The 25,010-nt window shown below is 66.7% G+C and carries 21 protein-coding genes and 1 pseudogene; 12 read left to right on the top strand and 10 right to left on the bottom strand.

What is annotated here, in order from left to right; translation table 11 throughout:
• Window positions 1–5: 5 nt before the first annotated feature.
• Window positions 6–746 carry a bifunctional 2-polyprenyl-6-hydroxyphenol methylase/3-demethylubiquinol 3-O-methyltransferase UbiG gene (gene ubiG, locus EU800_RS10135; RefSeq protein ID WP_129631364.1) on the bottom strand — a complete coding sequence of 247 codons (741 nt, stop codon included), beginning with the start codon at window positions 744–746 and terminating at the stop codon, window positions 6–8.
• Window positions 747–815: 69 nt separating this feature from the next.
• On the opposite strand from ubiG, the gene pip reads away from it, so the two are divergent.
• Window positions 816–1,805 carry a prolyl aminopeptidase gene (gene pip / locus EU800_RS10130; RefSeq protein WP_129631361.1) on the top strand — a complete coding sequence of 330 codons (990 nt, stop codon included), beginning with the start codon at window positions 816–818 and terminating at the stop codon, window positions 1,803–1,805.
• 189 nt (window positions 1,806–1,994) lie between these two features.
• On the opposite strand, the gene EU800_RS10125 is transcribed toward pip, so the two are convergent.
• Window positions 1,995–2,198: a hypothetical protein gene (locus EU800_RS10125; protein WP_129631358.1), complete on the bottom strand. Its 204-nt coding sequence runs from the start codon at window positions 2,196–2,198 to the stop codon at window positions 1,995–1,997.
• Window positions 2,199–2,589: 391 nt separating this feature from the next.
• Between EU800_RS10125 and EU800_RS10120 the strand changes: the two genes are divergently transcribed.
• From EU800_RS10120 to infB, 7 genes are all read left to right on the top strand, one after another.
• On the top strand, window positions 2,590–4,371 hold the full coding sequence (locus EU800_RS10120) for an IlvD/Edd family dehydratase (protein ID WP_129631355.1): 1,782 nt from the start codon (window positions 2,590–2,592) through the stop codon (window positions 4,369–4,371).
• Window positions 4,372–4,657: 286 nt separating this feature from the next.
• Window positions 4,658–4,864, top strand: coding sequence for a hypothetical protein (locus tag EU800_RS10115; protein ID WP_129631351.1), 207 nt, complete (start codon window positions 4,658–4,660; stop codon window positions 4,862–4,864).
• Entirely contained in the window at window positions 4,861–5,475 is a 615-nt protein-coding gene (locus EU800_RS10110; protein ID WP_129631348.1) for a DedA family protein, read from the top strand. Before EU800_RS10115 ends, EU800_RS10110 begins: the two co-directional genes overlap by 4 nt.
• Window positions 5,476–5,602: 127 nt before the next feature.
• Window positions 5,603–6,202, top strand: a complete 600-nt coding sequence (gene rimP / locus EU800_RS10105) for a ribosome maturation factor RimP (protein ID WP_129631346.1) — start codon at window positions 5,603–5,605, stop codon at window positions 6,200–6,202.
• 15 nt (window positions 6,203–6,217) lie between these two features.
• Window positions 6,218–7,837, top strand: a complete 1,620-nt coding sequence (gene nusA / locus EU800_RS10100) for a transcription termination factor NusA (protein ID WP_129631343.1) — start codon at window positions 6,218–6,220, stop codon at window positions 7,835–7,837.
• Between the two features lie 29 nt (window positions 7,838–7,866).
• Window positions 7,867–8,502 carry an RNA-binding protein gene (locus EU800_RS10095; RefSeq protein ID WP_129631341.1) on the top strand — a complete coding sequence of 212 codons (636 nt, stop codon included), beginning with the start codon at window positions 7,867–7,869 and terminating at the stop codon, window positions 8,500–8,502.
• Window positions 8,499–11,054 (top strand): translation initiation factor IF-2, encoded by a 2,556-nt coding sequence (infB, locus tag EU800_RS10090; RefSeq protein WP_129631338.1) that lies wholly within the window; start codon window positions 8,499–8,501, stop codon window positions 11,052–11,054. The genes EU800_RS10095 and infB overlap by 4 nt, the downstream gene beginning before the upstream one ends.
• Window positions 11,055–11,140: 86 nt before the next feature.
• Here the strand turns inward: infB and EU800_RS26780 are convergent, their stop codons facing one another.
• From EU800_RS26780 to EU800_RS10075, 4 genes are all read right to left on the bottom strand, one after another.
• Window positions 11,141–11,278, bottom strand: coding sequence for a hypothetical protein (locus EU800_RS26780; protein WP_165354619.1), 138 nt, complete (start codon window positions 11,276–11,278; stop codon window positions 11,141–11,143).
• Window positions 11,279–11,410: 132 nt separating this feature from the next.
• Window positions 11,411–11,809 carry a (deoxy)nucleoside triphosphate pyrophosphohydrolase gene (locus EU800_RS10085; protein ID WP_129631336.1) on the bottom strand — a complete coding sequence of 133 codons (399 nt, stop codon included), beginning with the start codon at window positions 11,807–11,809 and terminating at the stop codon, window positions 11,411–11,413.
• Window positions 11,806–13,053 (bottom strand): bifunctional glutamate N-acetyltransferase/amino-acid acetyltransferase ArgJ, encoded by a 1,248-nt coding sequence (gene argJ, locus EU800_RS10080; RefSeq protein WP_129631334.1) that lies wholly within the window; start codon window positions 13,051–13,053, stop codon window positions 11,806–11,808. The genes EU800_RS10085 and argJ overlap by 4 nt, the downstream gene beginning before the upstream one ends.
• An 11-nt stretch (window positions 13,054–13,064) precedes the next feature.
• Window positions 13,065–13,910, bottom strand: coding sequence for a peptidylprolyl isomerase (locus tag EU800_RS10075; RefSeq protein ID WP_129631331.1), 846 nt, complete (start codon window positions 13,908–13,910; stop codon window positions 13,065–13,067).
• A 178-nt stretch (window positions 13,911–14,088) separates the two neighbouring features.
• Between EU800_RS10075 and secA the strand changes: the two genes are divergently transcribed.
• From secA to EU800_RS10060, 3 genes are all read left to right on the top strand, one after another.
• Window positions 14,089–16,779: a preprotein translocase subunit SecA gene (gene secA / locus EU800_RS10070; protein ID WP_129631329.1), complete on the top strand. Its 2,691-nt coding sequence runs from the start codon at window positions 14,089–14,091 to the stop codon at window positions 16,777–16,779.
• Window positions 16,780–16,918: 139 nt separating this feature from the next.
• Window positions 16,919–17,146 (top strand): hypothetical protein, encoded by a 228-nt coding sequence (locus tag EU800_RS10065; RefSeq protein WP_129631326.1) that lies wholly within the window; start codon window positions 16,919–16,921, stop codon window positions 17,144–17,146.
• A gap of 122 nt (window positions 17,147–17,268) precedes the next feature.
• Window positions 17,269–18,822 (top strand): phosphate ABC transporter substrate-binding/OmpA family protein, encoded by a 1,554-nt coding sequence (locus tag EU800_RS10060; RefSeq protein ID WP_129631324.1) that lies wholly within the window; start codon window positions 17,269–17,271, stop codon window positions 18,820–18,822.
• 15 nt (window positions 18,823–18,837) lie between these two features.
• Here EU800_RS10060 and dnaJ read toward each other — a convergent pair whose 3' ends face one another.
• Both dnaJ and dnaK read right to left on the bottom strand, forming a co-directional pair.
• Window positions 18,838–19,983, bottom strand: coding sequence for a molecular chaperone DnaJ (dnaJ, locus tag EU800_RS10055; protein ID WP_129631321.1), 1,146 nt, complete (start codon window positions 19,981–19,983; stop codon window positions 18,838–18,840).
• Between the two features lie 73 nt (window positions 19,984–20,056).
• Entirely contained in the window at window positions 20,057–21,970 is a 1,914-nt protein-coding gene (gene dnaK, locus EU800_RS10050) for a molecular chaperone DnaK (RefSeq protein WP_129631318.1), read from the bottom strand.
• A gap of 170 nt (window positions 21,971–22,140) precedes the next feature.
• Here dnaK and EU800_RS10045 point away from each other — a divergent pair, with 170 nt between their 5' ends.
• Window positions 22,141–22,764 carry an alpha-ketoglutarate-dependent dioxygenase AlkB gene (locus EU800_RS10045; RefSeq protein ID WP_129631315.1) on the top strand — a complete coding sequence of 208 codons (624 nt, stop codon included), beginning with the start codon at window positions 22,141–22,143 and terminating at the stop codon, window positions 22,762–22,764.
• Here EU800_RS10045 and EU800_RS10040 read toward each other — a convergent pair.
• Window positions 22,761–22,910 (bottom strand): annotated as a pseudogene (locus EU800_RS10040) (IS481 family transposase); the annotation flags it as partial. The gene EU800_RS10045 and the pseudogene EU800_RS10040 sit on opposite strands and share 4 nt — an antisense overlap.
• 166 nt (window positions 22,911–23,076) lie before the next feature.
• Window positions 23,077–24,753 carry a DNA polymerase Y family protein gene (locus tag EU800_RS10035; protein WP_129631310.1) on the bottom strand — a complete coding sequence of 559 codons (1,677 nt, stop codon included), beginning with the start codon at window positions 24,751–24,753 and terminating at the stop codon, window positions 23,077–23,079.
• Window positions 24,754–25,010: the final 257 nt, after the last annotated feature.

Genomic DNA, 25,010 nt, shown 5'->3' with positions numbered 1-25,010 from the left:
CGCGCTCAGGTCGGGCGCGTCGAGGCAGTGACGTAGTTCACGGAGAGGTCGGTCTTCGACAGAGACCAGGTCCATTTCACCGGGTTGAAAACGAAGCCCGTGGCATCCTCGAAGGTGAGCCCGGACTTTTCGATCAGTTCCCTCAGCTCGGCGGGGGTGATGAACTTCGCCCAGTCATGCGTCCCCTTGGGCAGCCAGCGCATGACCCATTCCGCTCCCACGATCGCCATGGCAAAGCTCTTGGGGTTGCGGTTGATGGTCGAGCAGATCATCAGCCCGCCGGGTCTCAGCAGATCGTGGCAGGCAGTAAGATAGGCCAGCGGATCCGCCACGTGCTCGACCACCTCCATGTTCAGGACCACGTCGAACGACTCGCCCGCAGCAGCCAGAGCCTCCGCGGTGATGCATCGATAGTCGATCTCGAGCCCGGATTGCTCGGCATGGATCTGCGCGACCGGGATGTTGCGCTCCGCCGCATCCGCGCCGACCACTTCCGCGCCCAGCCGCGCCATCGGTTCGGAGAGCAACCCTCCGCCGCAGCCGATGTCGAGCAGGCGCAGCCCCTCGAACGGCCGGGCCGCGTTCAGGTCCCGGTCGAATTCGGCCGCGATCTGTTGCGTGATGTAGTCGAGCCGGGTGGGGTTCAGCATGTGCAGCGGCTTGAACTTGCCCGTCGGGTCCCACCAATCCGCGGCCATCGCCTCGAACTTGGCCACCTCTGCCGGATCGATGGTGCTCTGGGTCATGCAATGCTCCTTTCCGGGTGTGGCTGCTTCGGCATAGCGCCGTGCCTCCGACCGCTATATAGCTCTCATATGGACAGGGTCGCGGGACACAAAAGCGCACTGCGCTACCTCTATCCACCGATCGAACCTTTCGACCGGTGTCTGCTGGATGTCGGCGACGGCCACAAGCTCTATGTCGAGCAATGCGGCCATCCCGATGGCATTCCCGTTGTCGTCCTGCATGGTGGACCGGGGGGCGGCTGCTCGCCCGCGATGCGGCGCTATTTCGACCCTGAATGCTACCGGGTCGTGCTCTTCGACCAGCGTGGCTGCGGCATGTCGAAACCGTCTGCGTCCATCCACGCCAACACGACCTGGCATCTGATCGGTGATATCGAGGCCATTCGCGAGCGGCTCGACATCCCGCGCTGGGGTGTCTTCGGCGGGAGCTGGGGCGCGACGCTGGCGCTTCTCTACGCACAGAAGCACCCCGGGCGCGCGGCCTTCCTCGTGCTGCGCGGCGTGTTCCTGATGATGCAGCGCGAGCTCGACTGGTTCTATGCCGGCGGTGCGGGGCAGTTTCACCCTGAAGAGTGGCGGCGATTCGCTGACATGATCCCGGTGGAGGAACGCGATGACCTGATCGCGGCCTATGCACGGCGGCTCTTTGAGACGGACATCACCGAACAGACCTACTTTGCCCGCGCGTGGTGCCGCTGGGAGAACGCGCTTGCGACGGTCGCCGGCGATGCGGCTGGCGGTGAGGCGCCTGGCCCCTATGCGCGTGCCTTCGCCCGGCTCGAGAACCACTATTTCCAGCACCACGGCTGGCTCGACCGGGACCGGCAGATCCTCGACGACATGCCGCTCATCGCCCATATTCCCGGCATCGTCGTGCAGGGCCGGCACGACATGATCTGTCCGCCACGCTCTGCCTGGGAGCTGACCGAGGCCTGGCCACGGGGCGAGTTGCGGATGATCGGGCTGGCGGGCCATGCGCTGAGCGAGCCGGGGATTTCCGAGGAACTGGTACGCGCCACCAACGGAATCGCCCGCCAGGCAGCTCAGTTCGGGCTGTAGGCGCAAGTCCCAGGCGACCGTTGCCGGAACGCGCCCCAAGCACTCCGTCGCCCGGCACTGCGGCCGGGGTCTCTGGTTCGTCGTCGGACTGCGGCTTCAAGCAACCTTCGGCCGCTTTCGCGGAAGCCTGATCAGGCCGGCGGCGGCCCGACATCCTGCACCGGGAGAAATCGCGCCCGTCCGGCCGCGCTACCGGCCGAGCTGGAGCGTTGCCACCGAGGACCAGCCGAGGACCCCGTCTTCGCCGGCGACACAGCGGAGCGGCTTCTGCTCGTCGACCCGGCGAATCTGTCCGCCGCCCTGGGGCGTGCCGCCGACCTCGGCGGAAAGCGCAGCCGTGCCGCCGGAGACCTGCGTCACCTGATTGCCGCCGATCAGGATGTAGGAGTTCACCGAGTAGGCTAGGCCGGCGTAATAGCAGAAGCGCCGTTCCGCATCGTCCGGGATTGGCGACGCGGACAGAAGTGCGGATTGCGCCTGGGCGGCGCCGGCCAGAAGCGGCAGTGCTGCCAGGAAGAGAAAGTTTTCATGGTTCCTCCGATCAATGGCGACAGGGAACGGCGAATTTGCCGTCCTGTCAACGTGAGCGCACGCGGGGGCGCTTTACAGAGTCCGCGCTCCGCGCTCCGGTGACCCGGCCCGGCCCCGACGAGAGCGCCACTGCGGTTCGTGGGACGTCTGGAAGCCGCTCCGGAAATCGCGCTATGCTGAATCGGAAGACCTCGCCCGAGGTCCCCGCCCCATGCCATTTCCGGCGTGGGGCATCTGATCAAGGATCCTGCTGATGACGCTCCGTTCGCAAGCCTGGTTCGACAACGCCGATGCGCCCGGCATGTCGGCGCTCTATCTGGAGCGCTACCTGAATTACGGGATCACGCGCGCGGAGCTTCAGTCTGGCAAGCCGATCATCGGCATTGCCCAGACCGGCAGCGACCTCTCGCCCTGCAACCGCCACCATATCGAGCTCGCCAAGCGGGTGCGCGAGGGCATCGTCTCTGCCGGCGGGATCTGTTTCGAGTTCCCGGTCCATCCGATCCAGGAGACCGGCAAGCGGCCGACCGCCTCGCTCGACCGCAACCTTGCCTATCTCGGCCTCGTCGAGACGCTCTACGGCTACCCGATCGACGGCGTCGTGCTCACCATCGGCTGCGACAAGACCACGCCGGCGCTGCTGATGGCGGCGGCGACGGTGAACATCCCGGCGATCGCGCTGTCGGTCGGCCCGATGCTGAACGGCTGGTACAAGGGCGCGCGCGCCGGCTCCGGCACCGTCATCTGGCAGGCCCGGCAGAAGCTCGCCACCGGCGAGATGGACTATGACGAGTTCATGGACGTCGCCGCCTCCTCGGCGCCCTCGGTGGGGTTCTGCAACACGATGGGCACGGCGACGACGATGAACAGCCTCGCCGAGGCGCTCGGCATGCAGCTTCCAGGGGCCGCCGCCATCCCCGCGCCCTATCGCGAGCGCGGCCAGATCTCCTACGAGACCGGGCGGCGCATCGTCGACATGGTCCGCGAGGATCTCAAGCCCTCCGACATCATGACGCGGGCGGCCTTCGAGAACGCCATCGTGGTCAACTCGGCCATCGGCGGCTCGACCAACGCGCCGATCCACCTCACGGCGATCGCCCGCCATCTCGACGTGCCGCTCGACAATGACGACTGGCAGGCGCTCGGCCACCAGATCCCGCTGCTGGTCGACTGCCAGCCCGCCGGCCGCTTCCTCGGCGAGGATTTCCACCGCGCAGGCGGGGTTCCGGGCGTCTTCGCCGAGCTCATCGGCGCCGGCGCGCTGCCCCACCCGGAGGCGATCACGGTGACCGGCCGGCCGGTGGCGGAGGTCTATGCCGGGGCGCGGGTCGAGAACCCGGAGGTGATCCGGCCCTTCGGCACGCCGCTGAAACCGGCCGCGGGCTTCATCAACCTCAAGGGCAACCTCTTCGACAGCGCGATCATGAAGACCTCGGTGATCTCGGAGGATTTCCGCGCCCGCTACCTCTCGGACCCCGACGACCCGGACGCGTTCGAGGGCCGCGCCATCGTCTTCGAGGGGCCGGAGGACTACCACCACCGGATCGACGACCCGGCGCTCGCGATCGACGCAAGCTGCATCCTGGTGATCCGCGGCGCGGGCCCGATCGGCTATCCCGGCGGCGCCGAGGTGGTGAACATGCAGCCGCCGGCGGCGCTGCTGAAACAGGGCATCGAGGCGCTGCCCTGCATCGGCGACGGCCGCCAGTCGGGCACCTCGGGCAGCCCCTCGATCCTCAACGCCGCGCCGGAGGCGGCGGCGATGGGCGGGCTGGCGCTGGTGCAGACCGGCGACCGGCTGCGCATCGACCTCAGGGAAGGAACGGCCAACATCCTCGTCCCCGACGCGGAGCTGGCCGCCCGCCGCGCCGCGCTCGAAGCCAAAGGCGGCTTCCCCTACCCGGACCACCAGACACCCTGGCAGGAGATCCAGCGCAGCATCGTCGACCAGTTCGACGAGGGCATGGTCCTGAAACCGGCCGTCAAATACCAGCGCATCGCCCAGACCAAGGGATTGCCCCGCGACAGCCACTGAGAACACCGGCCCCCGCCCCCGGGGGCCGCGAGACAACGTGAGGTCCAAAACCAATGCGGCATAGGTGGCGACGGACCAACGCGCGCCTATCGTTAAAGACCCGAAACGAACACAGATCGGAACCGAACTCCTGTCAGTCCTGCGGTACTTCCTGACCAGACACCCCCTGCCGAGCGGAATTTTCGCGGCCGCCCTGCTGGTTATGGTGTTTTTCGCGGCTCGGTTCCTCTTGCATTTCGGTCTTGTCCATCAGGGCGTGGAGCGCGACCTGCCGTTGGAGGCCTGGATGCGACCGCGCTACGTGGCGATGTCCTACGAGGTTCCACCCGAGGTGGTGCTCGATATCCTCGGATTGGAACGCCCGGACGGCCTAGGTTCCCGCAAACCGCCGACGATGGCCGAGGTGGCCGCGGCCCAGGGCGTGACGCTCGACGCCCTGACCGAGCGCTTGCGCGCCGGCGTGGCGGCCTACCAGCCCGGAGCGGCGCGATGATCGACACGGTGCTCGCCCTCGTGCCGGTCTACGGCCTCTACCTGATTGCCGCCGTGGTGATGCTCTCCTGCCTTGCGATCCCGCTTCCCGCCTCCGTTCTGGTGATGGCCTCGGGCGGATTTGCGGCGGCCGGAGACCTCGTCTTGTGGCAGGTCATCGGCGCGGCCTATCTCGGCTTCGTCATCGGCGACCAGACTGCCTTCAACCTCGCGCGATGGCGCGGGCCGGGGCTGTTCGCGCGTCTCAAGGCGCGACCGTCCAGCGCCGGGCTCGCCGCCCGCGCCGAGACTCTGGTTGCACGCTGGGGCGCGGTGGCGGTGCTTGCCGGGCGCACGATCGTCGCTCCACTTGGCCCCTGGACAAGCTATGCCGGTGGCGCAGCGGGGCTCGGCTGGGCGAGGTTCACCGCGGCCGCCATGCTCGGCGCGGCGGTCTGGGCCGCGGGCTACGCCCTACTCGGGTTCTTCTTTGCCGACCAGATCTCGGCAATCGCGGAGCTGCTCGTCGACATCTCCGGCTTCATCCTCTCGGGCGTGGTGGCGCTTGGCGCGGGCTGGTGGCTCTGGCGGGCCTGGCGGCTCCAAGGGAAGGTGGCGCAGACCGGGAAGTGAGCCCTTGCGCAATCCGGTGCGAGCACGTATATGCCCCTCAACAGCGGCGCTGTCGGGGCAACCCGGAAGCTCCACCGGGAAAGATCGACGGGCCGCGTGCCCGTTTTTTTGTTCTTGGGACCCAGATGTGACCGACCTGATTGCGAAGACCAATATCGACCGGCGCCTTGCCGAGATCCTGACCCCCGTCATCGAGGGGATGGGGTTCGAACTGGTGCGCATCCGGCTCATGTCCGGCAGCACCAAGACGCTGCAGATCATGGCCGAGCGGCCGGATGGCGGCATCGAGGTCGACGACTGCGCCGATATCTCCACCGCGGTCAGCGCGGTGATGGATGTCGAGGACCCGATCGAAGACAATTACACGCTTGAGGTCTCGTCTCCCGGCATCGACCGGCCGCTCACGCGGCTGAAGGATTTCGACACCTGGGAAGGCTATGTCGCCAAGCTGGAGACCGAGGAGCTGATCGACGGCCGCCGCCGCTTCAAGGGCACGCTCAGGGGGGTCGAGGGCGACGAGGTCCTGGTCGAGATCGACCATGAAGGCGCGCCTGTCACCATCGGGCTCCGCTTCGATTGGCTCAATGACGCCAAGCTCGTGCTGACCGACGAGCTGATCCGCGAGATGCTGAAGCAGCGCAAGAATGTGGGCCAGATCGACGAAGCCCAGTTCGACGAAATCGAGACCATCCTGGCGTCCGAGGACGACGCCGCCGAGAACACCTGAGAGGAAGAACAAGAGATGGCCATCACATCCGCCAACCAGCTGGAACTCCTGCAGACCGCCGAGGCGGTGGCGCGCGAGAAGATGATCGACCCGGAGCTGGTGATCGAGGCGATGGAAGAATCCCTCGCCCGCGCCGCGAAGTCCCGCTACGGCTCGGAGATGGACATCCGCGTCGCCATCGACCGCAAGACCGGGCGGGCGACCTTCACCCGCGTGCGCACGGTTGTCGAAGACGAGGAGCTCGAGAATTACCAGGCGGAGCTGACGGTCGCGCAGGCGAAGCAGTATCTCGACGATCCGAAGGTCGGCGACACGATCACCGACGAGGTGCCGCCGGTCGAGATGGGCCGGATCGCCGCCCAGAGCGCCAAGCAGGTGATCTTGCAGAAGGTCCGCGAGGCGGAGCGCGACCGGCAGTACGAGGAGTTCAAGGACCGCGCCGGCACGATCATCAACGGCCTCGTCAAGCGCGAGGAATACGGCAACGTCATCGTCGATATCGGCCGCGGAGAGGGAATCCTGCGCCGCAACGAAAAGATCGGGCGCGAGAGCTACCGCAATGGCGATCGGATCCGTTGCTACATCAAGGACGTGCGCCGCGAGGCCCGCGGGCCGCAGATCTTCCTCAGCCGCACCGCGCCGGAATTCATGGCGGAACTCTTCAAGATGGAAGTGCCGGAGATCTACGACAACATCATCGAGATCAAGGCCGTGGCCCGCGACCCGGGAAGCCGTGCCAAGATCGCCGTCATTTCCTATGACAGCTCGATCGATCCGGTGGGCGCCTGCGTCGGCATGCGCGGCAGCCGGGTCCAGGCGGTGGTGAACGAGTTGCAAGGCGAAAAGATCGACATCATCCCGTGGAACGAGGACGTCCCGACCTTCCTCGTCAACGCGTTGCAGCCTGCCGAGGTTTCCAAGGTCGTGCTCGACGAGGAAGCAGAGCGGATCGAGGTCGTCGTTCCGGACGAGCAGCTCAGCCTCGCGATCGGACGGCGCGGCCAGAACGTGCGGCTGGCGAGCCAACTGACCGGTCTCGACATCGATATCATGACCGAAGAAGAAGAGAGTCAGCGCCGCCAGAAGGAATTCGAGGAGCGCACGCAGCTCTTCATGGACAAGCTGGATCTCGACGAGTTCTTTGCCCAGCTTCTGGTCGCCGAGGGCTTCACCAATCTCGAGGAGGTCGCCTATGTCGACCAGGACGAACTCCTGGTCATCGACGGCGTGGACGAGGACACCGCCAAGGAGCTTCAGGCGCGTGCCCGCGACCATATCGAGGAGCAGAACCGCAAGGCGCTGGAGCATGCGAAGGAGCTTGGGGTCGAACAGAGCCTGATCGATTTCGAGGGGCTGACGCCGCAAATGATCGAGGCGCTGGCCGAGGATGGCGTGAAGACCCTCGAGGATTTCGCGACATGCGCCGACTGGGAGCTTGCCGGCGGATGGACCACGGTCGATGGCGAGCGGGTGAAGGACGACGGCGTGCTCGAGAAGTTCGACCTGTCCCTCGCCGAGGCGCAGGACCTGGTGATGACCGCGCGAGTTCAGCTCGGCTGGGTCGACCCGGCGGATCTCTTCCCCGAGGAAGGTGAAGCGGCCGAGGACGCGGAGACCGAGGAGGCCGGCGCCTGATCCCTGGCGCCGGAGCCGGGTGTCGGGCCGTGGGGCGCGGGGGCATGACAAAGGACCGGGACAGGCCAGGCGAGCGGCGTTGTGTCGCCACTGGCGACACGCGGCCCAAGGCGGAGATGATCCGCTTCGTGGTCGGACCCGATGGCGGGATCGTGCCGGATCTTGCCGGCAAGCTGCCCGGCCGCGGGATCTGGGTGACGGCACGCCGCGAGGCGCTCGAGCTTGCGGTGAAGAAGCGGGCTTTCGCCCGCGGCGCGAAACGGCAGGTAGCGGTGCCCGAGGGGCTCGTGGAGACCGTCGAGGCCGGGCTTTGCCGGCGGGTGACGGACCTGCTGTCGCTTGCGCGAAAGGCGGGGCTGGCGGTGGCAGGATACGAGAAGGTTCGCGGGATGCTTCAGGCCGGCGAGGCCGTTGCACTTCTTCAGGCCGCCGACGGCTCGGAGCGCGGCAAGAGCAAATTGCGCCTTCCCGCTGAGGAGGGTGTCAGTTTCGACTGTCTGACGGCTCAGGAAATGGGTTTGTCCTTTGGTCGAGACCATGTAATACACGCGGCGCTGTGTGCCGGAGGACTCACGACTCGCGTCGTGGAGGAAGCCACACGGCTTTCCGGCCTGCGCGGCAAGATCGGGGCAACCGGCCCCGGAAAGGACGATGGAATCGCATGAGCGACAATGACGGCAAGAAGACCCTGGGCCTGAAGGGCGGCACGCGCTCCGGCTCGGTGAAGCAGAGTTTCAGCCATGGACGCACCAAGAACGTCGTGGTGGAGACGAAGCGCAAGCGGGTCGTTGTGCCGAAGCCTGGCGCCGGCAAGGCGGCCAGCGGTGGCGGCGGGAAGACGGGCGGGGATCCCTCGCGCCGCCCGGCTGGCATTTCCGATGCGGAGCTGGAGCGCCGCATGAAGGCGCTCGCCGCTGCGCGGGCGCGCGAGGCCGATGAAGAGAAGGTGCGTCTCGAGGAAGAGAAGCGCCGCGAGGAAGAACGTGATCGCCGGCGTGCGGATGCCGAGGCCAAGGAACGCGAGGAGCGCGAGCGCGAAGAAGCGCTGAAAGCCAAGGCAGAAGAGGACGAGCGCAAGAAGCGCGAAGCCGAAGAGGCCGCACAGCGCGAGAAGGAAGAGCGCGAGGCGGCGAAGAAGGCCGGCTCCAGGCAGGAGGCCGACGCGGCCGCATCGTCTTCCGCCGCGCAGCCCGAGGATGCCGGCAGCGCACGGAACGCGCAGCGCAACTTCACCAAGCCGGACGCAGCCCCGCGCAAGGGCGACCGCGAAGACCGCCAGCGCGAGAGCCGCGGCAAGGGCAAGGGCGAGGATGGCCGCCGCGCCGGCAAGCTGACGCTGAACCAGGCGATGGCCGGTGGCGAAGGCGGCCGGCAACGGTCTATGGCCGCGATGAAGCGGAAGCAGGAACGCGCCCGGCAGAAGGCCATGGGCGGGTCCGAGGTTCGCGAAAAGGTCGTGCGCGACGTCCAGGTTCCGGAGACGATTGTCGTGTCCGAACTTGCCAACCGCATGGCCGAACGCGTTGCCGACGTGGTCAAGGCGCTTATGCAGAACGGCATGATGGTCACGCAGAACCAGCCGATCGACGCCGATACCGCCGAGCTCATCGTCGAGGAATTCGGCCACAGGATCGTCCGCGTCTCCGATTCGGATGTCGAGGACGTGATCGACACCGTCGAAGACAAGGAAGAGGATCTCAAGCCGCGTCCGCCTGTCGTGACCGTGATGGGCCATGTCGACCACGGCAAGACCTCGCTGCTCGACGCGATCAGGCACGCCAAGGTCGTTGCCGGCGAGGCTGGCGGCATTACCCAGCATATCGGCGCCTACCAGGTGACCACCGATGGCGGACAGGTGCTCAGCTTCCTCGATACGCCGGGCCACGCGGCCTTTACGTCGATGCGCGCTCGTGGTGCGCAGGTGACCGACATCGTCGTGCTTGTGGTTGCTGCGGATGACGCAGTGATGCCGCAGACCGTCGAGGCGATCAACCACGCCAAAGCCGCCAAGGTGCCGATGATCGTGGCGATCAACAAGATCGACAAGCCGGAGGCGAACCCGACGAAAGTGCGGACCGACCTGTTGCAACACGAGGTTGTCGTAGAGGCCATGTCGGGCGATGTGCAGGATGTCGAGGTCTCGGCCAAGACTGGGGAGGGCCTCGACGAGCTGCTGGAGGCCATCGCGCTGCAGTCCGAGATCCTGGAACTCAAGGCCAACCCGAAGCGCGCCGCCGCCGGCGCGGTGATCGAGGCACAGCTCGATGTCGGCCGCGGACCGGTCGCCACCGTCCTGGTGCAGAACGGAACGCTCCGGCAGGGCGATATCTTCGTGGTCGGAGAGCAATGGGGCAAGGTGCGTGCGCTGGTCAACGACAAGGGCGAGCGCGTCGACGAGGCCGGACCGTCGGTGCCCGTGGAGGTTCTGGGTCTCAACGGCACGCCGGAGGCTGGTGACGTCCTGAACGTCGTCGAGACCGAGGCGCAGGCCCGCGAGATCGCCGAATACCGCGAGCAGGCGGCCAAGGAGAAGCGTGCCGCTGCCGGGGCTGCGACCTCGCTGGAACAGTTGCTGGCCAAGGCCAAGGAAGACGAGAACGTCAAGGAACTGCCGGTTCTGGTGAAAGCCGACGTGCAGGGCTCGGCCGAAGCCATCGCCCAGGCGATGGAGAGGATCGGCAACGACGAGGTGCGGGTCCGCCTGCTGCATTCCGGGGTCGGGGCGATCACCGAGAGCGATATCGGTCTCGCGGAAGCCTCTGGTGCGCCGGTCATCGGCTTCAACGTCCGTGCCAACGCGCCTGCGCGCGCCGCGGCGAACCAGAAGGGCGTGGAGATCCGCTACTATTCGGTGATCTATGACCTCGTGGACGACGTGAAGGCGGCCGCTTCCGGCCTGCTTTCGGCCGAGGTGCGCGAGAACTTCATCGGCTATGCGGAGATCAAGGAAGTCTTCAAGGTGTCGAATGTCGGCAAGGTCGCCGGCTGTCTCGTCACCGAAGGCGTCGCCCGCCGCTCCGCCGGCGTCCGCCTGCTGCGCGACAACGTGGTGATCCACGAGGGCACGCTGAAGACGCTCAAGCGTTTCAAGGACGAGGTCTCCGAAGTTCAGTCCGGCCAGGAATGTGGTATGGCCTTCGAGAATTACGACGACATCCGCCAGGGCGATGTCATCGAGATCTTCGAGCGCGAGGAGGTCGAGCGCAAGCTTGCCTGATCGCGAGCCGAGTCAGACCCGGAAGACGTGAAAAGGGCGGCCTCGAGGGCCGCCCTTCTGTATTGCTTCGTGAGTGGAGCGTGTGGTCAGGCCGCCTTTGTCTCGACCGGGGTTCCCTTGAACAGTCGCTCGCCGACCTGGACAAGAATCCGGCCGTCGCGCAGATCCCGGACGAAATTCCCCTGGATCGAAACATGGCTGCCGATAGTGATCGTGCGCAGCATCTCTTCGCGTCTCCGTTCGTGTCTGTCCAAAGGAGGTTACAAAGAGACTGTTCACAAATCACGTATAAAATTGTCACATTGTCGATATATCAGCGCAAATTTTGGGCGGGGCGCAAAATATTGTCCCTCTGGTCACAGCCATTCGCGGATATGCGGGATCAGCGGGATGTCCGCCTCCGGCATCGGGTAATCCCGCAGGGCGGCGCCGCGGACCCATTTCAACGCCTGTCCCTCCTTCGAGACCGGCGTGCCCTGCCATTTTCGGCAGATGAAGAGCGGCATCAGAAGGTGAAAACTCTCGTAGGTATGGCTGGCGAATGTCAGCGGCGCGAGGCAGGAGGAGAAGGTGTCGATGCCGAGCTCCTCGTGGAGTTCCCGGATCAGCGCGGCCTCCGGCGTTTCGCCCGATTCGACCTTGCCACCCGGGAATTCCCAGAGCCCGGCCATCGCCTTGCCCTCCGGCCGTTGGGCGAGCAGCACCCGCCCGTCGCGGTCGACAAGTGCCACGGCCGAGACAAGGACCGTCTTCACGAACGGTAATCCGCGTTGATCGAGATGTACGAATGCGTCAGATCGCATGTCCAGGCGGTGAAGCGCCCGTCCCCGATGCCGAGATCGACCGAGAGAAGAAGCTCCTGCCGCTTCATGTAGGCCTCGCCGGCCTCCTCGGTGTAGCTCCCGGCGACCCAGCCATTCTCCGCGACGAGGATGTCGCCGAAACGGATGGAAAGCCGATCCCGATCCGCCTGGGCTCCGGACTTGCCGACCGCCATGACGACCCGGCCCCAGTTCGGGTCCTCGCCTGCCACCGCTGTCTTGACCAGCGGCGAATTGGCGATGGACATGGCGCAGAGTTTTGCATCTGCGTCCGAGGCGGCGCCGGTTACGCGGATCTCGAGGAACTTCGTTGCGCCCTCGCCGTCTTTCACGACCTGCTGGGCGAGATCGAGCATGACGCCGCGCAGGGCCTCGCAGAAGGCCGGACCGGCGCCGGTGCAGAGATCCTCGATCGCGACAGGGCCCTTGCCGGTGGCGGCAAGGATCAGCGTGTCGGAGGTCGAGGTGTCGCCGTCGACGGTGATCGCGTTGAAGGTGGAGCGGGTGTGATCCGCCAGGATCTTCTGCAGCGAGGGCTGCGGGATTCTGACATCGGTGAAGATATAGACCAGCATCGTGGCCATGTCGGGCGCAATCATACCGGAGCCCTTGGCGATGCCCGCGATCCGGATCTCGCCCGCCTCGGTGGCGACCACTGCACCGGCGCCCTTGGGATAGGTGTCAGTGGTCATGATTGCGCGGGCGGCGTCGGCGATGCCCTCGGGCGCAAGGCCAGCGACCAGTTCCGCCAGCTTCGCCGTGATCCGCTCGTGCGGCAGCCGTTCGCCGATCACGCCCGTCGAGGCCGTGAAGACGCGCGACACCGGAACGCCCGCCGCCTCCGCGACGCCGGCGCAGATAGCGGCCACCGAATCGTCGCCCACCGAGCCGGTGAACGCGTTGGAATTGCCGGAATTCACCAGGATTGCTGCGCCGGCCTCGGAGTCGGCGCGCGCGGCGAGCTTGGCCTGGCAGTCGAGCACCGGGGCGGAACGGGTGGCGGAGCGGGTGAACACCCCGGCGACCGCCGTTCCCGGCGCAAGCCGCGCGAGCATAACGTCGCGCCGGCCCGCATAGCGTACCCCGGCCTCGGTGGCGGAAAGCTCCAGCCCGGCGATTTCCGGCAGGGCGGGAAAGCTCGCAGGTGCGAGCGGCGAGACAGGCAGCGATCCGGCCATCTACGCCTCCGTCACTCGGCGACGAGGTCGAGATTGTCGAGCACGGCGGGGTCGATTTCGATCTCCGCACGGGTGACCTCGGCCTCCGCCATGACATCGTCGAGCGCCTTGTCGATCGCGGCGGCCTCGAGCTCGCCCGCGAGTTCGTCCCGGACCTCCTCCAGCGGCGGCGCCTCGGCCGCACGAGTTTCGTTCAGCTTGATGACGTGCCAGCCGAACTGCGTCTGCACCGGCGCCGAAACCTGGCCGGGCTCCAGCGCGATCACGGCCTGCTCGAACTCGGGCACCATCATGCCCGTGCCGAACCAGCCGAGATCACCGCCGTTCGGACCCGACGGGCCGGTGGATTTCTCTTTCGCCAGCTCCGCGAAATCGGCGCCGCCCTCAAGCTCTGCGACCAGCGCCTGTGCCTCTTCCTCGGTGGCGACGAGGATATGCGCGGCATTGTATTCCAGCGACGGCTCGGCATCGGCGAACCGCGCCTCGTAGGCCGCCTGCAGCGCCTCGGGCGTCACTGCCGCCTGCACCACCTTGCCGATCGCCTCGCCGGCCAGCAGGCCCGAGATCGCGTTGTCGATCGAAAGCTCGGTGGCCTTCGTCACCCCGTCGCCAAGCGACTGCGCCATTGCGTTCTGCTGTACCAGCTGGTCGAGCAAGCCGTCCCAGAGCGTCGCCACGTCGATCTGCCGGTATTGCGCCGGCAGCGTCTGGCGCGCCACGATCATATGTCCGACGGTGATATCCACCCCGCCGACGGTCGCGACGACTGTATCGGCCGTCACCTCCTCGGCCAGAGCCGGCACGCTTGCGATCAAGGCAAGGGCAATCAGCCCGGCTCCCCAGGTTTTCTTGGTCATCGGCATTAAATCGGCTCCTCGCTGGCCGCGCCCTTGCGCGGCGTTGACACTCTGAGGGCACGCCCTTACATCGCGGAGGGTCCGGGAGACGGGCGGCTCTTCGTTTGATGCTTGGTAACGCTGCGCAGAGGGGCCGACAAGGCGTGCTTCCACACGAAAGCGTCAAGGCGGAGCGGATATGCTGGGAATTGGAACGATCGCGAAAAAGGTCTTTGGCACGCCCAACGACCGGAAGATCAAGGCGACCCGCCCCATCATCGAGCAAATCAACGCGCTCGAGCCGGAATACGAGGCGAAGTCGGACGAGGAGCTGATCGCCAAGACCAGGGAATTGCAGGAACGGGCGAAGTCCGGCGAACCGCTCGACGCCCTTCTGCCGGAGGCTTTCGCCAATGTGCGCGAGGGGGCAAAGCGGGCGCTCGGCCTGCGCGCCTTCGACGTCCAGCTCATGGGCGGCATCTTCCTGCACGAGGGCAACATCGCGGAGATGAAGACCGGTGAGGGCAAGACGCTGGTCGCCACCTTTCCCGCCTATCTCAACGCGCTCACCGGCAAGGGCGTGCATATCGTCACCGTCAACGACTATCTCGCCAAGCGGGACGCCGAATGGATGGGCAAGGTCTATGCCCATGTCGGCATGACCACCGGCGTGGTCTACCCGCAGCAGCCCGAGGTGGAAAAGCTCGCGGCCTATGGCTGCGACGTGACCTATGCGACCAACAACGAACTCGGCTTCGACTATCTTCGCGACAACATGAAGTCGGAGCTCAAGGACGTCTGCCAGAAGCACCACAACTTTGCCATCGTCGACGAGGTCGACTCGATCCTGATCGACGAGGCGCGCACGCCGCTGATCATTTCCGGCCCGAGCCAGGACCGCTCGGAACTCTACCGGGTGATCGACAAGATCATCCCCGAGCTTTCGCCTGAGCACTACACGCTCGACGAAAAGACCAAGAACGTCACCTACACCGATGAGGGCAACGAGTTCCTCGAGGAGCGGCTGCTGCAATACGAGCTGCTGCCCGAGGGCCAGAACCTCTACGATCCCGAGAGCACGACGCTGGTCCACCACATCAACCAGGGCCTCAAGGCGCATGTGCTGTTCCACAAGGACAAGGATTACATCGTCCGCGACGGCCAGATCGTGCTGATCGATGAGTTCACCGGCCGGATGATGCACGGGCGTCGTCTCTCGGATGGTCTCCACCAGGCCATCGAGGCCAAGGAGGACTGCCAGATCCAGCCCGAGAACGTCACGCTCGCGAGCGTGACCTTCCAGAACTATTTCCGCCTCTACGACAAGCTTTCCGGCATGACCGGAACCGCGCTGACCGAGGCGGAGGAATTCCTCGAGATCTACGGGCTCGGCGTGGTCGAGGTTCCCACCAACCTGCCGGTGGCGCGGATCGACGAGCACGACCAGGTCTACCGCACCAATGCCGAGAAGCTGCAGGCGGTCATCGACGAGATCCGGGCCTCGCACGAGAAGGGCCAGCCGGTGCTCGTCGGAACGACCTCGATCGAGAAGTCCGAACAGCTGAGCCAGCTCCTGAATAAGGAAGGGCTTCCGCACAACGTGCTGAACGCGCGCCAGCACGAGCAGGAAGCGCAGATCGTTGCCGATGCCGGAAAGCTCGGCGCGATCACCATCGCCACCAACATGGCTGGCCGCGGAACCGACATCAAGCTGGGCGGCAACGTGGAGTTCAAGGTGATGGAAGCCATCGCCGCCGACCCCGAGGGCGATCCGGAGGTGATTCGCGCCACGATCGAGGCGCAGCACAAGGATGACGAGGAGGCGGTGAAGGCTGCGGGCGGGCTCTATGTGCTCGCCACTGAGCGTCACGAGAGCCGTCGGATCGACAACCAGTTGCGCGGCCGTTCCGGCCGCCAGGGTGACCCGGGCAAGTCCAGCTTCTTCCTCAGCCTCGAGGACGACCTGATGCGGATCTTCGGCTCCGAGCGGCTCGACTCGATGCTCAAGAAACTTGGCATGAAAGAGGGCGAGGCGATCGTCCACCCCTGGGTCAACAAGTCTCTGGAGCGGGCGCAGGCCAAGGTCGAGGGTCGCAACTTCGACATCCGCAAGCAGCTTCTGAAGTTCGACGACGTGATGAACGACCAGCGGAAGGTGATCTTCGGCCAGCGCCGCGAGATCATGGAGGCCGCGGACCTCTCCGAAGTGGTGCAGGACATGCGCCACGAGGTGGTCGACGAGCTTGTCGACCAGTACATGCCCAAGAAGAGCTATGCCGACCAGTGGGAGACCGAGAAGCTCTATGCCGACGTGATCAAGCACCTCGGCATCGACGTGCCGGTGATCGACTGGGCCGACGAGGAGGGCGTTGACGACGACGACGTCCGCGAGCGGCTCTACAAGGCGTCCGACGAGTTCATGGCCAAGAAGGCCGCGGATTTCGGCGCCGAGAACATGCGTATGATCGAAAAGCAGCTTCTTTTGCAGACGATCGACGGCAAGTGGCGCGATCACCTGCTGACGCTGGAACACCTTCGCTCCGTCGTCGGTTTCCGCGGCTACGCGCAGCGCGACCCGCTCAACGAATACAAGAACGAAGCCTTCCAGCTCTTCGAGAACCTGCTCAACGGGCTGCGCGAAGAGGTGACGGAAAAGCTGAGCCAGATCCGGCCGCTGACCCAGGAAGAGCAGCAGGCGATGATGCAGCAGATGCTGGCCCAGCAAGCAGCGCAGCAGAAGGCGGCGGCACCGGCGCCGGACGCGGACCGTACGCCGCTGGTCGCGGATTTCGACGAATCCGATCCCACGACCTGGGGAAACCCGGGGCGCAACGAGCCCTGCCCCTGCGGCTCCGGCAAGAAATTCAAGCACTGCCACGGCGCGCTCTGAACCGGACGTCACAGGGCTTCGGGACAGGGAACGTGCGCTGCCCCGCCGAATGTGGCGGAAATCGGCCCCAGTACGGCCACAGCCGCGCCCGAATCCCGCGATATTCCGTCTCCCAGGAAACTGTGGGGAGAATAGAACGATGCAAGTTGTGCGGCGTTTTGGAACGGTCGGATTCGTTTTCCTGGTCGCTTTCGGGACCGGCTACGTGATGCAGAATGCCGAGGCGATCGCGGCGCGTTTCGGCGGCGGCGAGGCGAAGACGGCCAGTTTCGTGCAAGCCGGTCAGCAGCTGCCGACTGACCCGGCCTCGCGCGACCTCACCCCGCCGGCCACGCAGACCTACGCGCTCAGCCTGCCGGAGGCCTGAAGCCACGCGCGCGCCGGACTGTCCGGCCTGAGACCCTTTCTGCACATATTGCGTGTTGAATCCGCGCGGCGGAGCGACGAAGATCGCCTCCGACTGAGGCGGGCCAATCCAACAACATGCGCATGAAACCAATCCGCGCGGCGGCCCTCGCAGCACTCCTTGCAATCGGGGCGGGCCCGGTGGCCGCCCAGGACGCCTTCCTGACATCGCGCGACGGATCGATCAGCCTTGAGGGCACGATGATCGGTTTCGACGGCGAATTCTATCGCCTGCAGACCGAGTTCGGCATCCTGACGGTCGACGCCGAGGGGGTGCGCTGCGAGGGGCCTGGCTGTCCGGACCTGATGAACCCGGTCGCCGACATCCGCCTTTCCGGCGACGCAACGATGGGCCGGCTGCTGTTACCGGCGCTGATCGAGACGTTCGCCGCACGCAGCGCGCTGCTGGCGCGCCGCGTCCCTGAGGACGCCGCCAACCTCTCCTATCACCTGATCGACCCGACCGAGGACCGGCTCGTGGCCCGGTTCCACCTCTCGCTCAGCGACAGCGCAGCGGGGCTCGCCGATCTCGCCGCAGACCGCGCCGACCTCGCGATGGCCAATCGTGCCGCCACCGACGCCGAGGTTGCTGCCGGGCGCGCGGCCGGGATTGGCGATCTCGCAGGGCCGCGGCGGGCGCGGATCATCGCGCTTGACGCGCTTGTGCCGGTCGTGGCGATGCGAAACCCGGTCCGCGGCATCTCCATCGAGCAACTCGTTGCGATCCGCGCAGGACGCTTGCAGGACTGGGCCGTCCTCGGCGGTCCTGCCGGCGTCACCATCGACCTCCACGAAACCACGCCCGACGGCAGTCTTGAGCAGGTCCTGCCACCGTCCGGACGCGGCGGCGAGGGGCGGCCTGCGTGGCTGGTGCGACACGAATCCGGCGCGGGCCTCGTCGAGTCGGTCGCCCGCAATCCCGAAGCTCTTGGCCTCGCCCGCTTTTCCGACCTGCGCGCGGTGCGGCCGCTGGCCCTTGTGGGTCGCTGCGGGCGGCAGATCACCGTGACGCCCGAGGCGCTGAAGGCAGAGGATTATCCGCTGGCCCTGCCGCTCTATCTCTACGTGCCGCCGCGGCGCCTGCCGCTAATCGCGCGCGAGTTCCTCGACTGGCTCTCGACGCCGACAGCGGAGATGGCGGTGCGGCGCGCGGGCTATGTCGACCAGGTGCCGGTGGAGATCCCGCTCGCGGCCCAGGGCGAGCGGCTCGCCAACGCCATTGCGGCGGCGGGCGAGGAAGTGGACCTGGCCGATCTCAGGGAACTCGTCGCGGCGATGTCCGGCGCCGGACGGCTCACGGCGACATTTCGGTTCCGCAACGGCTCGGTGCAGCTCGACGCACAGTCGGAGGGTAATCTCGACAGGCTGGTGCGCGATATCGGCGTCGGTCTCTATGACGACAGGCAGATCGTGCTGGCGGGATTTTCCGACGGGCTGGGGCCCGCCGATGCGAACCGGGCGCTGTCGCTGGAGCGGGCCGAGGCGGTTGCCGAGGCGCTCCGCAGCGCGTCGGCCGGCGCCGATTGGAGTCGCGTCGGGCTGAAGGCGGTCGGGTTTGGCGAGGCGCTGCCGTTGGCCTGCGACGACAGCGAGCGCGGTCGTCAGGCCAACCGGCGCGTCGAAGTCTGGGTCAGGTGAGCCGCCGCGCCCAGCTCAGCCCTTCATCTCGTCCCAGAAATTCTTCACCTTGGTGAAGAAGTTCGACGATTGCGGGTTGTTCTCGGCGCTCAGCGCATCGAACTCGCGCAGCAGTTCCTTCTGCTTCGCGGTGAGGTTGACCGGCGTCTCGACCACCAGCTCGATGAACATGTCGCCCTGGCCGCCGCCGCGAAGCGCCGGCATGCCCTTGCCGCGCAGGCGCATCTGCTTGCCGGTCTGCGAGCCCGCCGGGACCTTCACACGCGAGCGGCCACCGTCGATGGACGGCACCTCGATCTCGCCGCCGAGCGCGGCGGAGGCGACGCTCACCGGCACCTGGCAGAAGAGGTGCTGTGCGTCGCGCTTGAAGATCTCGTGCTCGGCCACCTCGATGAAGATGTAAAGATCGCCCGAGGGCCCGCCACGGGTCCCCGCGTCTCCCTCGCCGGCGAGCCGGATGCGCGTGCCAGTCTCGACCCCGGCCGGGATGTTGACCGAGAGCGAGCGTTCCTTCTCGACACGGCCGGCACCGTGGCAGGTCTGGCAGGGGTTCTTGATGATCTGCCCGAGGCCCGAGCAGGTCGGGCAGGTGCGCTCGACGGTAAAGAAGCCCTGTTGCGCGCGCACCTTTCCCATGCCCGAACAGGTCGGGCAGGAGACCGGCTCGGCGCCGCCTTCAGCACCAGTGCCCGAACAGGCCGCGCAGGCCACCGAGGTGGGAACGTTGATCGTCTTCTGGACGCCGCCGTAGGCCTCCTCGAGGGTGACCCTGAGATTGTAACGCAGGTCCGAGCCGCGCGCGGCACGCTGGCGGCCACCGCCGCGCTGACCGCCCATGAAATCGCCGAAGAGATCGTCGAAGACGTCGGAGAAGGTCGATGCGAAGTCGCCCTGGCCGTGGAAACCGCCGGGTCGCCGCCCGCCGCCCATTCCACCTTCGAAAGCGGCGTGCCCGAAGCGGTCATAGGCCGCCTTCTTTTCGGGGTCCTTCAGGCAGTCATAGGCCTCGTTCACTTCCTTGAACTGGGCCTCGGCATCCGGCTTGTGGGAATTGGAATCGGGATGGAGTTCGCGGGCCTTCTTGCGGTAGGCCTTCTTGATTTCCTGTTCCGAGGCTCCGCGCGCAACACCCAGAACCTCGTAATAGTCACGTTTTGCCATCAATCATCCCCTTGCCTCCAACGCGGGAGCCGGCCCGGTTGCCCGGACCGGCCCCCTGGAGGTATTGCGCGGTTCAGCGTTTGTCGTCGCCGAGATCCTCGAAATCGGCATCCACGATGTCCTCGTCGACACCGCTGGGTTCATCCTCGCCGTCCGGGGCGGACTCGCCGGCCTTCTCCTGCTCGGCCTTGTAGATGGCTTCGCCGAGCTTCATCGCGGCTTCGGTCAGGTTCTGGATGCCGGACCGGATCTTGCCCAGATCCTCGCCTTCCAGGGCCTCCTCGAGCGGGCCCATGGCCAGCTCGATCGCCTCGACGGTCGACGGGTCGACCTTGTCGGAATGCTCCTCGATCGACTTCTTGGTCGAATGGAGCAGGCTCTCGCCCTGGTTCTTGGCCTCGACCAGTTCCTTGCGCTCCTTGTCGGCCTCGGCATTGGCCTCGGCGTCCTTGACCATCTGGTCGATCTCGTCGTCCGAGAGGCCGCCGGAAGCCTGGATGGTGATCTTCTGCTCCTTGCCGGTGCCCTTGTCCTTGGCCGAGACGGCGACGATGCCGTTGGCGTCGATGTCGAAGGTCACTTCGATCTGCGGCATGCCGCGCGGCGCCGGCGGGATGTCCTCGAGGTTGAACTGGCCGAGGAGCTTGTTGTCCTGTGCCATTTCGCGCTCGCCCTGGAAGACCCGGATCGTCACCGCGTTCTGGTTGTCCTCGGCGGTCGAGAAGATCTGGCTCTTCTTGGTCGGGATCGTGGTGTTACGGTCGATCAGCCGGGTGAACACGCCGCCCAGCGTCTCGATACCGAGCGACAGCGGCGTCACGTCGAGAAGGACGACGTCCTTGACGTCACCTTGCAGCACACCGGCCTGAATGGCGGCGCCGGCGGCGACAACCTCGTCGGGGTTCACACCCTTGTGCGGCTCCTTGCCGAAGAACTTGGTGACTTCCTCGATGACCTTGGGCATGCGCGTCATGCCGCCCACGAGAACGACCTCGTCGATCTGGTCCACCGTCACGCCGGCATCCTTCAGCGCGGCCTGGCAGGGCTTGATCGACTTCTTGATCAGGTCGCCCACGAGGCTTTCGAGCTTGGCACGGGAGAGCTTCATCACCATGTGCAGCGGCGTTCCGCCATTGGGGTCCATGGAGATGAAGGGCTGGTTGATCTCGGTCTGCTGGCTCGAGCTGAGCTCGATCTTGGCCTTCTCCGCGGCTTCCTTCAGGCGCTGCAACGCCATCTTGTCCTTGGTCAGGTCGATGCCGTGCTCTTTCTTGAACTCGTCGGCGAGATACTGGACGATCCGCATGTCGAAGTCCTCGCCACCGAGGAAGGTGTCCCCGTTGGTGGATTTGACTTCAAAGAGGCCCTCGTCGATCTCGAGGATGGTCACGTCGAAAGTGCCGCCGCCGAGGTCGTAGACGGCGATCGTCTTGCTCTCTTCCTTGTCGAGGCCATAGGCCAGCGCCGCCGCGGTCGGCTCGTTGATGATCCGGAGGACTTCGAGGCCGGCGATCTTGCCGGCGTCCTTGGTGGCCTGACGTTGTGCGTCGTTGAAATAGGCGGGAACGGTGATGACGGCCTGCGTCACATCCTCGCCGAGATAGGATTCGGCGGTCTCCTTCATCTTCTGCAGGATGAAGGCGGAAATCTGGCTGGGCGAATATTTCTCGCCGCGGGCCTGGACCCAGGCGTCGCCGTTGCCGCCGTCCACGATCGTGTAGGGGACGATCTTGCGGTCCTTCGCGACTGCCGGGTCATCCTCGCGGCGGCCGATCAGGCGCTTGACGGCGAAGATGGTGTTCTCGGGGTTGGTGACGGCCTGCCGCTTGGCGGGCTGGCCGACGAGACGTTCGCTCTCGGTGAAGGCGACGACCGACGGGGTCGTGCGCGCGCCTTCCGCATTCTCGATCACGCGAGGCTGCGACCCGTCCATGATGGCGACGCAGCTGTTGGTCGTACCGAGGTCGATACCGATGACTTTGGCCATGTGCTTTCTACCTCTCTTGGCGATGTTGCGGGGCTCGGGCCCTTATCAGGCTCCCGCGCCCCAATCCCGGTTTATCCGGCCGGATTGGCTGCCCGGCCGAGCATCCCGGCGTATATAGGAGTGCATCGGCACCCCTGCAAGCCGGGATGCGCGGCCGATATGAAGCAAAAATGGTGAAGAAATTGGAAGCGAAACCGACTGTGACGATCCGCGGCGTGGCGCTTTTCCAGGGTCTGCTTTCGCCCGGGGAACAGGTCCGGATCGTCGACGATCTGCGCGATGTGGCGCGTGATGCGCCGTTCTTCCGGCCCGTGACGTCGCGCGGACAGCAGATGTCGGTGCGGATGACCTCGGCCGGCGCGGTCGGCTGGGTGAGCGACCGGCGGGGCTATCGCTACCAGGAGACGCACCCCGAAGGCGGGCAATGGCCGCCGATCCCCGAATCGGTGCGCGCGGTCTGGGCGCGGGTGGCACCGGGCGCGCGGGCGCCCGATTCCTGCCTCGTCAATTTTTACGCCGAGACCGCGCGGATGGGGATGCACCAGGACCGGGACGAGGCCGATTTCGATCAGCCGGTGGTGTCGATCTCGCTTGGCGACGACGCGCTCTTCCGCATCGGCAACCTGACGCGCGGCGGCAAGACCGAGTCGGTCTGGCTCAGGTCGGGCGACGTGCTGGTGATGGGGGGCGCGGCGCGGCTGGTATTTCACGGGATCGACCGGATCCGGCCCGGCTCCTCGACGCTCCTGCCGGAGGGCGGGCGGATCAACCTGACGCTGCGGGTAGCCCGCTAGGTGTTTAGTCCCAGCATCTGGTGGATCGGATCGACGATGAATCTGTCTGTCTCTGAAGTTCAGATCTTGCAGATGTATTCGTAGGGCGTAAGACCGCTGAGCGTCTTGAGGCGGCGTGCGAAGTTGTAGGCGGCCATGAAGCCGGCGCGTCGCGTTGAGGTATTTCGGATTCCTCCCGATTAAGTGCCCCGTCCCACTGTCGGATTGCCGCGCCGCGGTCCGTCGGTGGCGCGGCTCCGCACCCGGATCCGGCCTATTTCGGCTCAAGGCCAAAGTCTGGTTGATGACCGAACGGATCCAGCACAGTCCGCGTCATGCAAAGCTCCCCTGGCAGAACCAGCCCGCCGACAGCGCCCCGCCATGGGCGTAGAAGAGCCAGAGCCGTTCGCCGCCCGCTGTTTCCACGCGCCAGTAGTCCCGAGTGCCCGAGCGCCATTCGGGATCGTCGAGCCACCATTCCGGCGCAATCCTCTCCGGGCCGGTGGCGCTGGCGAGGGCGAAGTCGCGCCGTCGCCAGCGGAAGCGCGCAGGCGGGCGGACGGGCCGGCCGGGTGGCTCGGCCACATGCACCGGCTCGGGGCGGAAGAGCACCAGCGGGCGCGGGCGGGGCGGCGCCGCGGGCCAGTCCCGCGCCGGTTCCGACCAGGCGGCAGCGAGGACCTTCGTCGTCTTCTCCGGGATATGGCTGTCGGCCGGGGCGAGCCGCGTGATCGATTCCAGTCCGACCCGCGCACCGAGCCGGCCGATCAGGTCGTCGAGCGCCACGCCGGCACCGGCCCGCCCCCGCCGCGCCATGCCCTCGGCCGCCGCGCCGAGATGGCCGCGGTGCTGGGTGGGGTGGACCGGCTCGGTCACATGCGCCTCGAGGCGCAGGACGTCGATCCCCGGCCCGGCCTCGATCTCGCCGAGCTTCATCGCCAGGAGCGGGCGCAGCCGCTCGGGATCGGCCGAGGGCCGGGCGAGGCCGACCTCCACCGGCTGCATCGTGTGATCGCAGCGGAAGGCCTGCAGCCGCACCCGCCGCGCCCCGCGCCCACGCGCCCGGAGCCGCTCGGCTAGCGCCGGCAGTAGCCGGTCGAGCCCGGCGCGGACATCCTCCTCCAGCCCGATCGGCTCGGGCAGGGTGAGGCGGACGGCGAAATGGTCCGGCGGGCGGGCCGGCGAGACCGGTTCGGGCACCAGCCCGAGCGCCTGGTCGAGCCTGAGGACCAGCTCCTGCCCGAAGCGCCGCGCGAGCCCGGCGCGGGGCTGGCCGGCAAGCTCGTCGATCCGCCTGAGGCCGAGCCGGGTGAGCTGTGTCACCGTCTCGGGCGAGAGGCGCAGCGCCGCCACGGGGAGGGGCGCGAGCGCGGTGCGCGTCTGACCCGGCAGCGCGATCCGGGCGACATCCGCCCCCGCCTCGGTCCGCGGCGGCGCCCCGCCGCGCTCCCAGTGCCGCCGCTTCGCCGCCCGCGAGCGCGTCGCCCGCGCCTCCTGGTCGATCGCGTCGCCCGAGCGGACGGGCGCGGCGTCCCGCCCGGCATAGCGCGCCAGGGCCCAGGCCGCCCCCACCGTGTCGGCGATGCCGCCGCGCGCGGTGATGCCGAGATCGGCGCAATCGGCCTCCGCCTGCGCCAGCAGCGCCGCCTCGCCGCCGAAGAGATGCGCACAGCCGGTCAGATCGACGAGGAGCGAGGCCGCGCCATTCTCGGCCACCCAGGGCGAGAACTTTCCCGCCCAGCGGCGCAGGATGGTCAGGAAGGCGGCCTCGGCCTGCGGGTTGGAGAGCCGGGTGACGAGGCCGGGGCACATCGCCTGCGCGTCGCGTAGCGGCTGGCCTGGCACCAGCCCGGCCTCAGACGCCTCGACCGAGAGCGATTGCAGGAGCTGCATGTTGCCGGCGTCTCGAACCACCGCGAAGGGCCCGGCAAGCGCAGCCCCCTCGCGGCGCAGCAGGCGCTCGGCCGCGAGGCGGGGAAACCAGAGGGACAGGATCCGTCGGGAGGGCATGGGGCGATTCGGGGCGGCAGTTTGTTCATGTTATGTTCTCATTTTATCCCGTGGTCGGCCGGAGTCGAGTCGCATGGCGCGGAGCAACGGCCGAAGGCCGCCGCGCCCAGAGCCCAAACGGGATCATCTAACCCCGCCATATTCATCGGGCGGGGCATCGAGCCGTGTTCGTGTCCTGATCTTGGGCTGATCTGATGTCGTTCGGGCTTTGGGTCGGAAAGTTTTCGCTCGGCTTGCCTGCGATGGAGCTTCGGACA

Source organism: Tropicimonas sp. IMCC6043 (genome assembly GCF_004146235.1).
Lineage (GTDB): Bacteria > Pseudomonadota > Alphaproteobacteria > Rhodobacterales > Rhodobacteraceae > Tropicimonas.
The sequence above is the reverse complement of the archived record's forward strand: the minus strand, read 5'-3'. Positions and strand labels throughout refer to the sequence as shown.

Excerpts from the sequence above, each read along its gene's own strand:
- ubiG (WP_129631364.1), bottom strand. The coding sequence starts at position 746 with ATGACCCAGAGCACCATCGATCCGGCAGAGGTGGCCAAGTTCGAGGCG.
- pip (WP_129631361.1), top strand. The coding sequence starts at position 816 with ATGGACAGGGTCGCGGGACACAAAAGCGCACTGCGCTACCTCTATCCA.
- EU800_RS10120 (WP_129631355.1), top strand. The coding sequence starts at position 2,590 with ATGACGCTCCGTTCGCAAGCCTGGTTCGACAACGCCGATGCGCCCGGC.
- EU800_RS10115 (WP_129631351.1), top strand. The coding sequence starts at position 4,658 with ATGCGACCGCGCTACGTGGCGATGTCCTACGAGGTTCCACCCGAGGTG.
- EU800_RS10110 (WP_129631348.1), top strand. The coding sequence starts at position 4,861 with ATGATCGACACGGTGCTCGCCCTCGTGCCGGTCTACGGCCTCTACCTG.
- nusA (WP_129631343.1), top strand. The coding sequence starts at position 6,218 with ATGGCCATCACATCCGCCAACCAGCTGGAACTCCTGCAGACCGCCGAG.
- infB (WP_129631338.1), top strand. The coding sequence starts at position 8,499 with ATGAGCGACAATGACGGCAAGAAGACCCTGGGCCTGAAGGGCGGCACG.
- EU800_RS26780 (WP_165354619.1), bottom strand. The coding sequence starts at position 11,278 with ATGCTGCGCACGATCACTATCGGCAGCCATGTTTCGATCCAGGGGAAT.
- argJ (WP_129631334.1), bottom strand. The coding sequence starts at position 13,053 with ATGGCCGGATCGCTGCCTGTCTCGCCGCTCGCACCTGCGAGCTTTCCC.
- EU800_RS10075 (WP_129631331.1), bottom strand. The coding sequence starts at position 13,910 with ATGACCAAGAAAACCTGGGGAGCCGGGCTGATTGCCCTTGCCTTGATC.
- secA (WP_129631329.1), top strand. The coding sequence starts at position 14,089 with ATGCTGGGAATTGGAACGATCGCGAAAAAGGTCTTTGGCACGCCCAAC.
- EU800_RS10065 (WP_129631326.1), top strand. The coding sequence starts at position 16,919 with ATGCAAGTTGTGCGGCGTTTTGGAACGGTCGGATTCGTTTTCCTGGTC.
- EU800_RS10060 (WP_129631324.1), top strand. The coding sequence starts at position 17,269 with ATGAAACCAATCCGCGCGGCGGCCCTCGCAGCACTCCTTGCAATCGGG.
- dnaJ (WP_129631321.1), bottom strand. The coding sequence starts at position 19,983 with ATGGCAAAACGTGACTATTACGAGGTTCTGGGTGTTGCGCGCGGAGCC.
- dnaK (WP_129631318.1), bottom strand. The coding sequence starts at position 21,970 with ATGGCCAAAGTCATCGGTATCGACCTCGGTACGACCAACAGCTGCGTC.
- EU800_RS10045 (WP_129631315.1), top strand. The coding sequence starts at position 22,141 with ATGGTGAAGAAATTGGAAGCGAAACCGACTGTGACGATCCGCGGCGTG.
- EU800_RS10035 (WP_129631310.1), bottom strand. The coding sequence starts at position 24,753 with ATGCCCTCCCGACGGATCCTGTCCCTCTGGTTTCCCCGCCTCGCGGCC.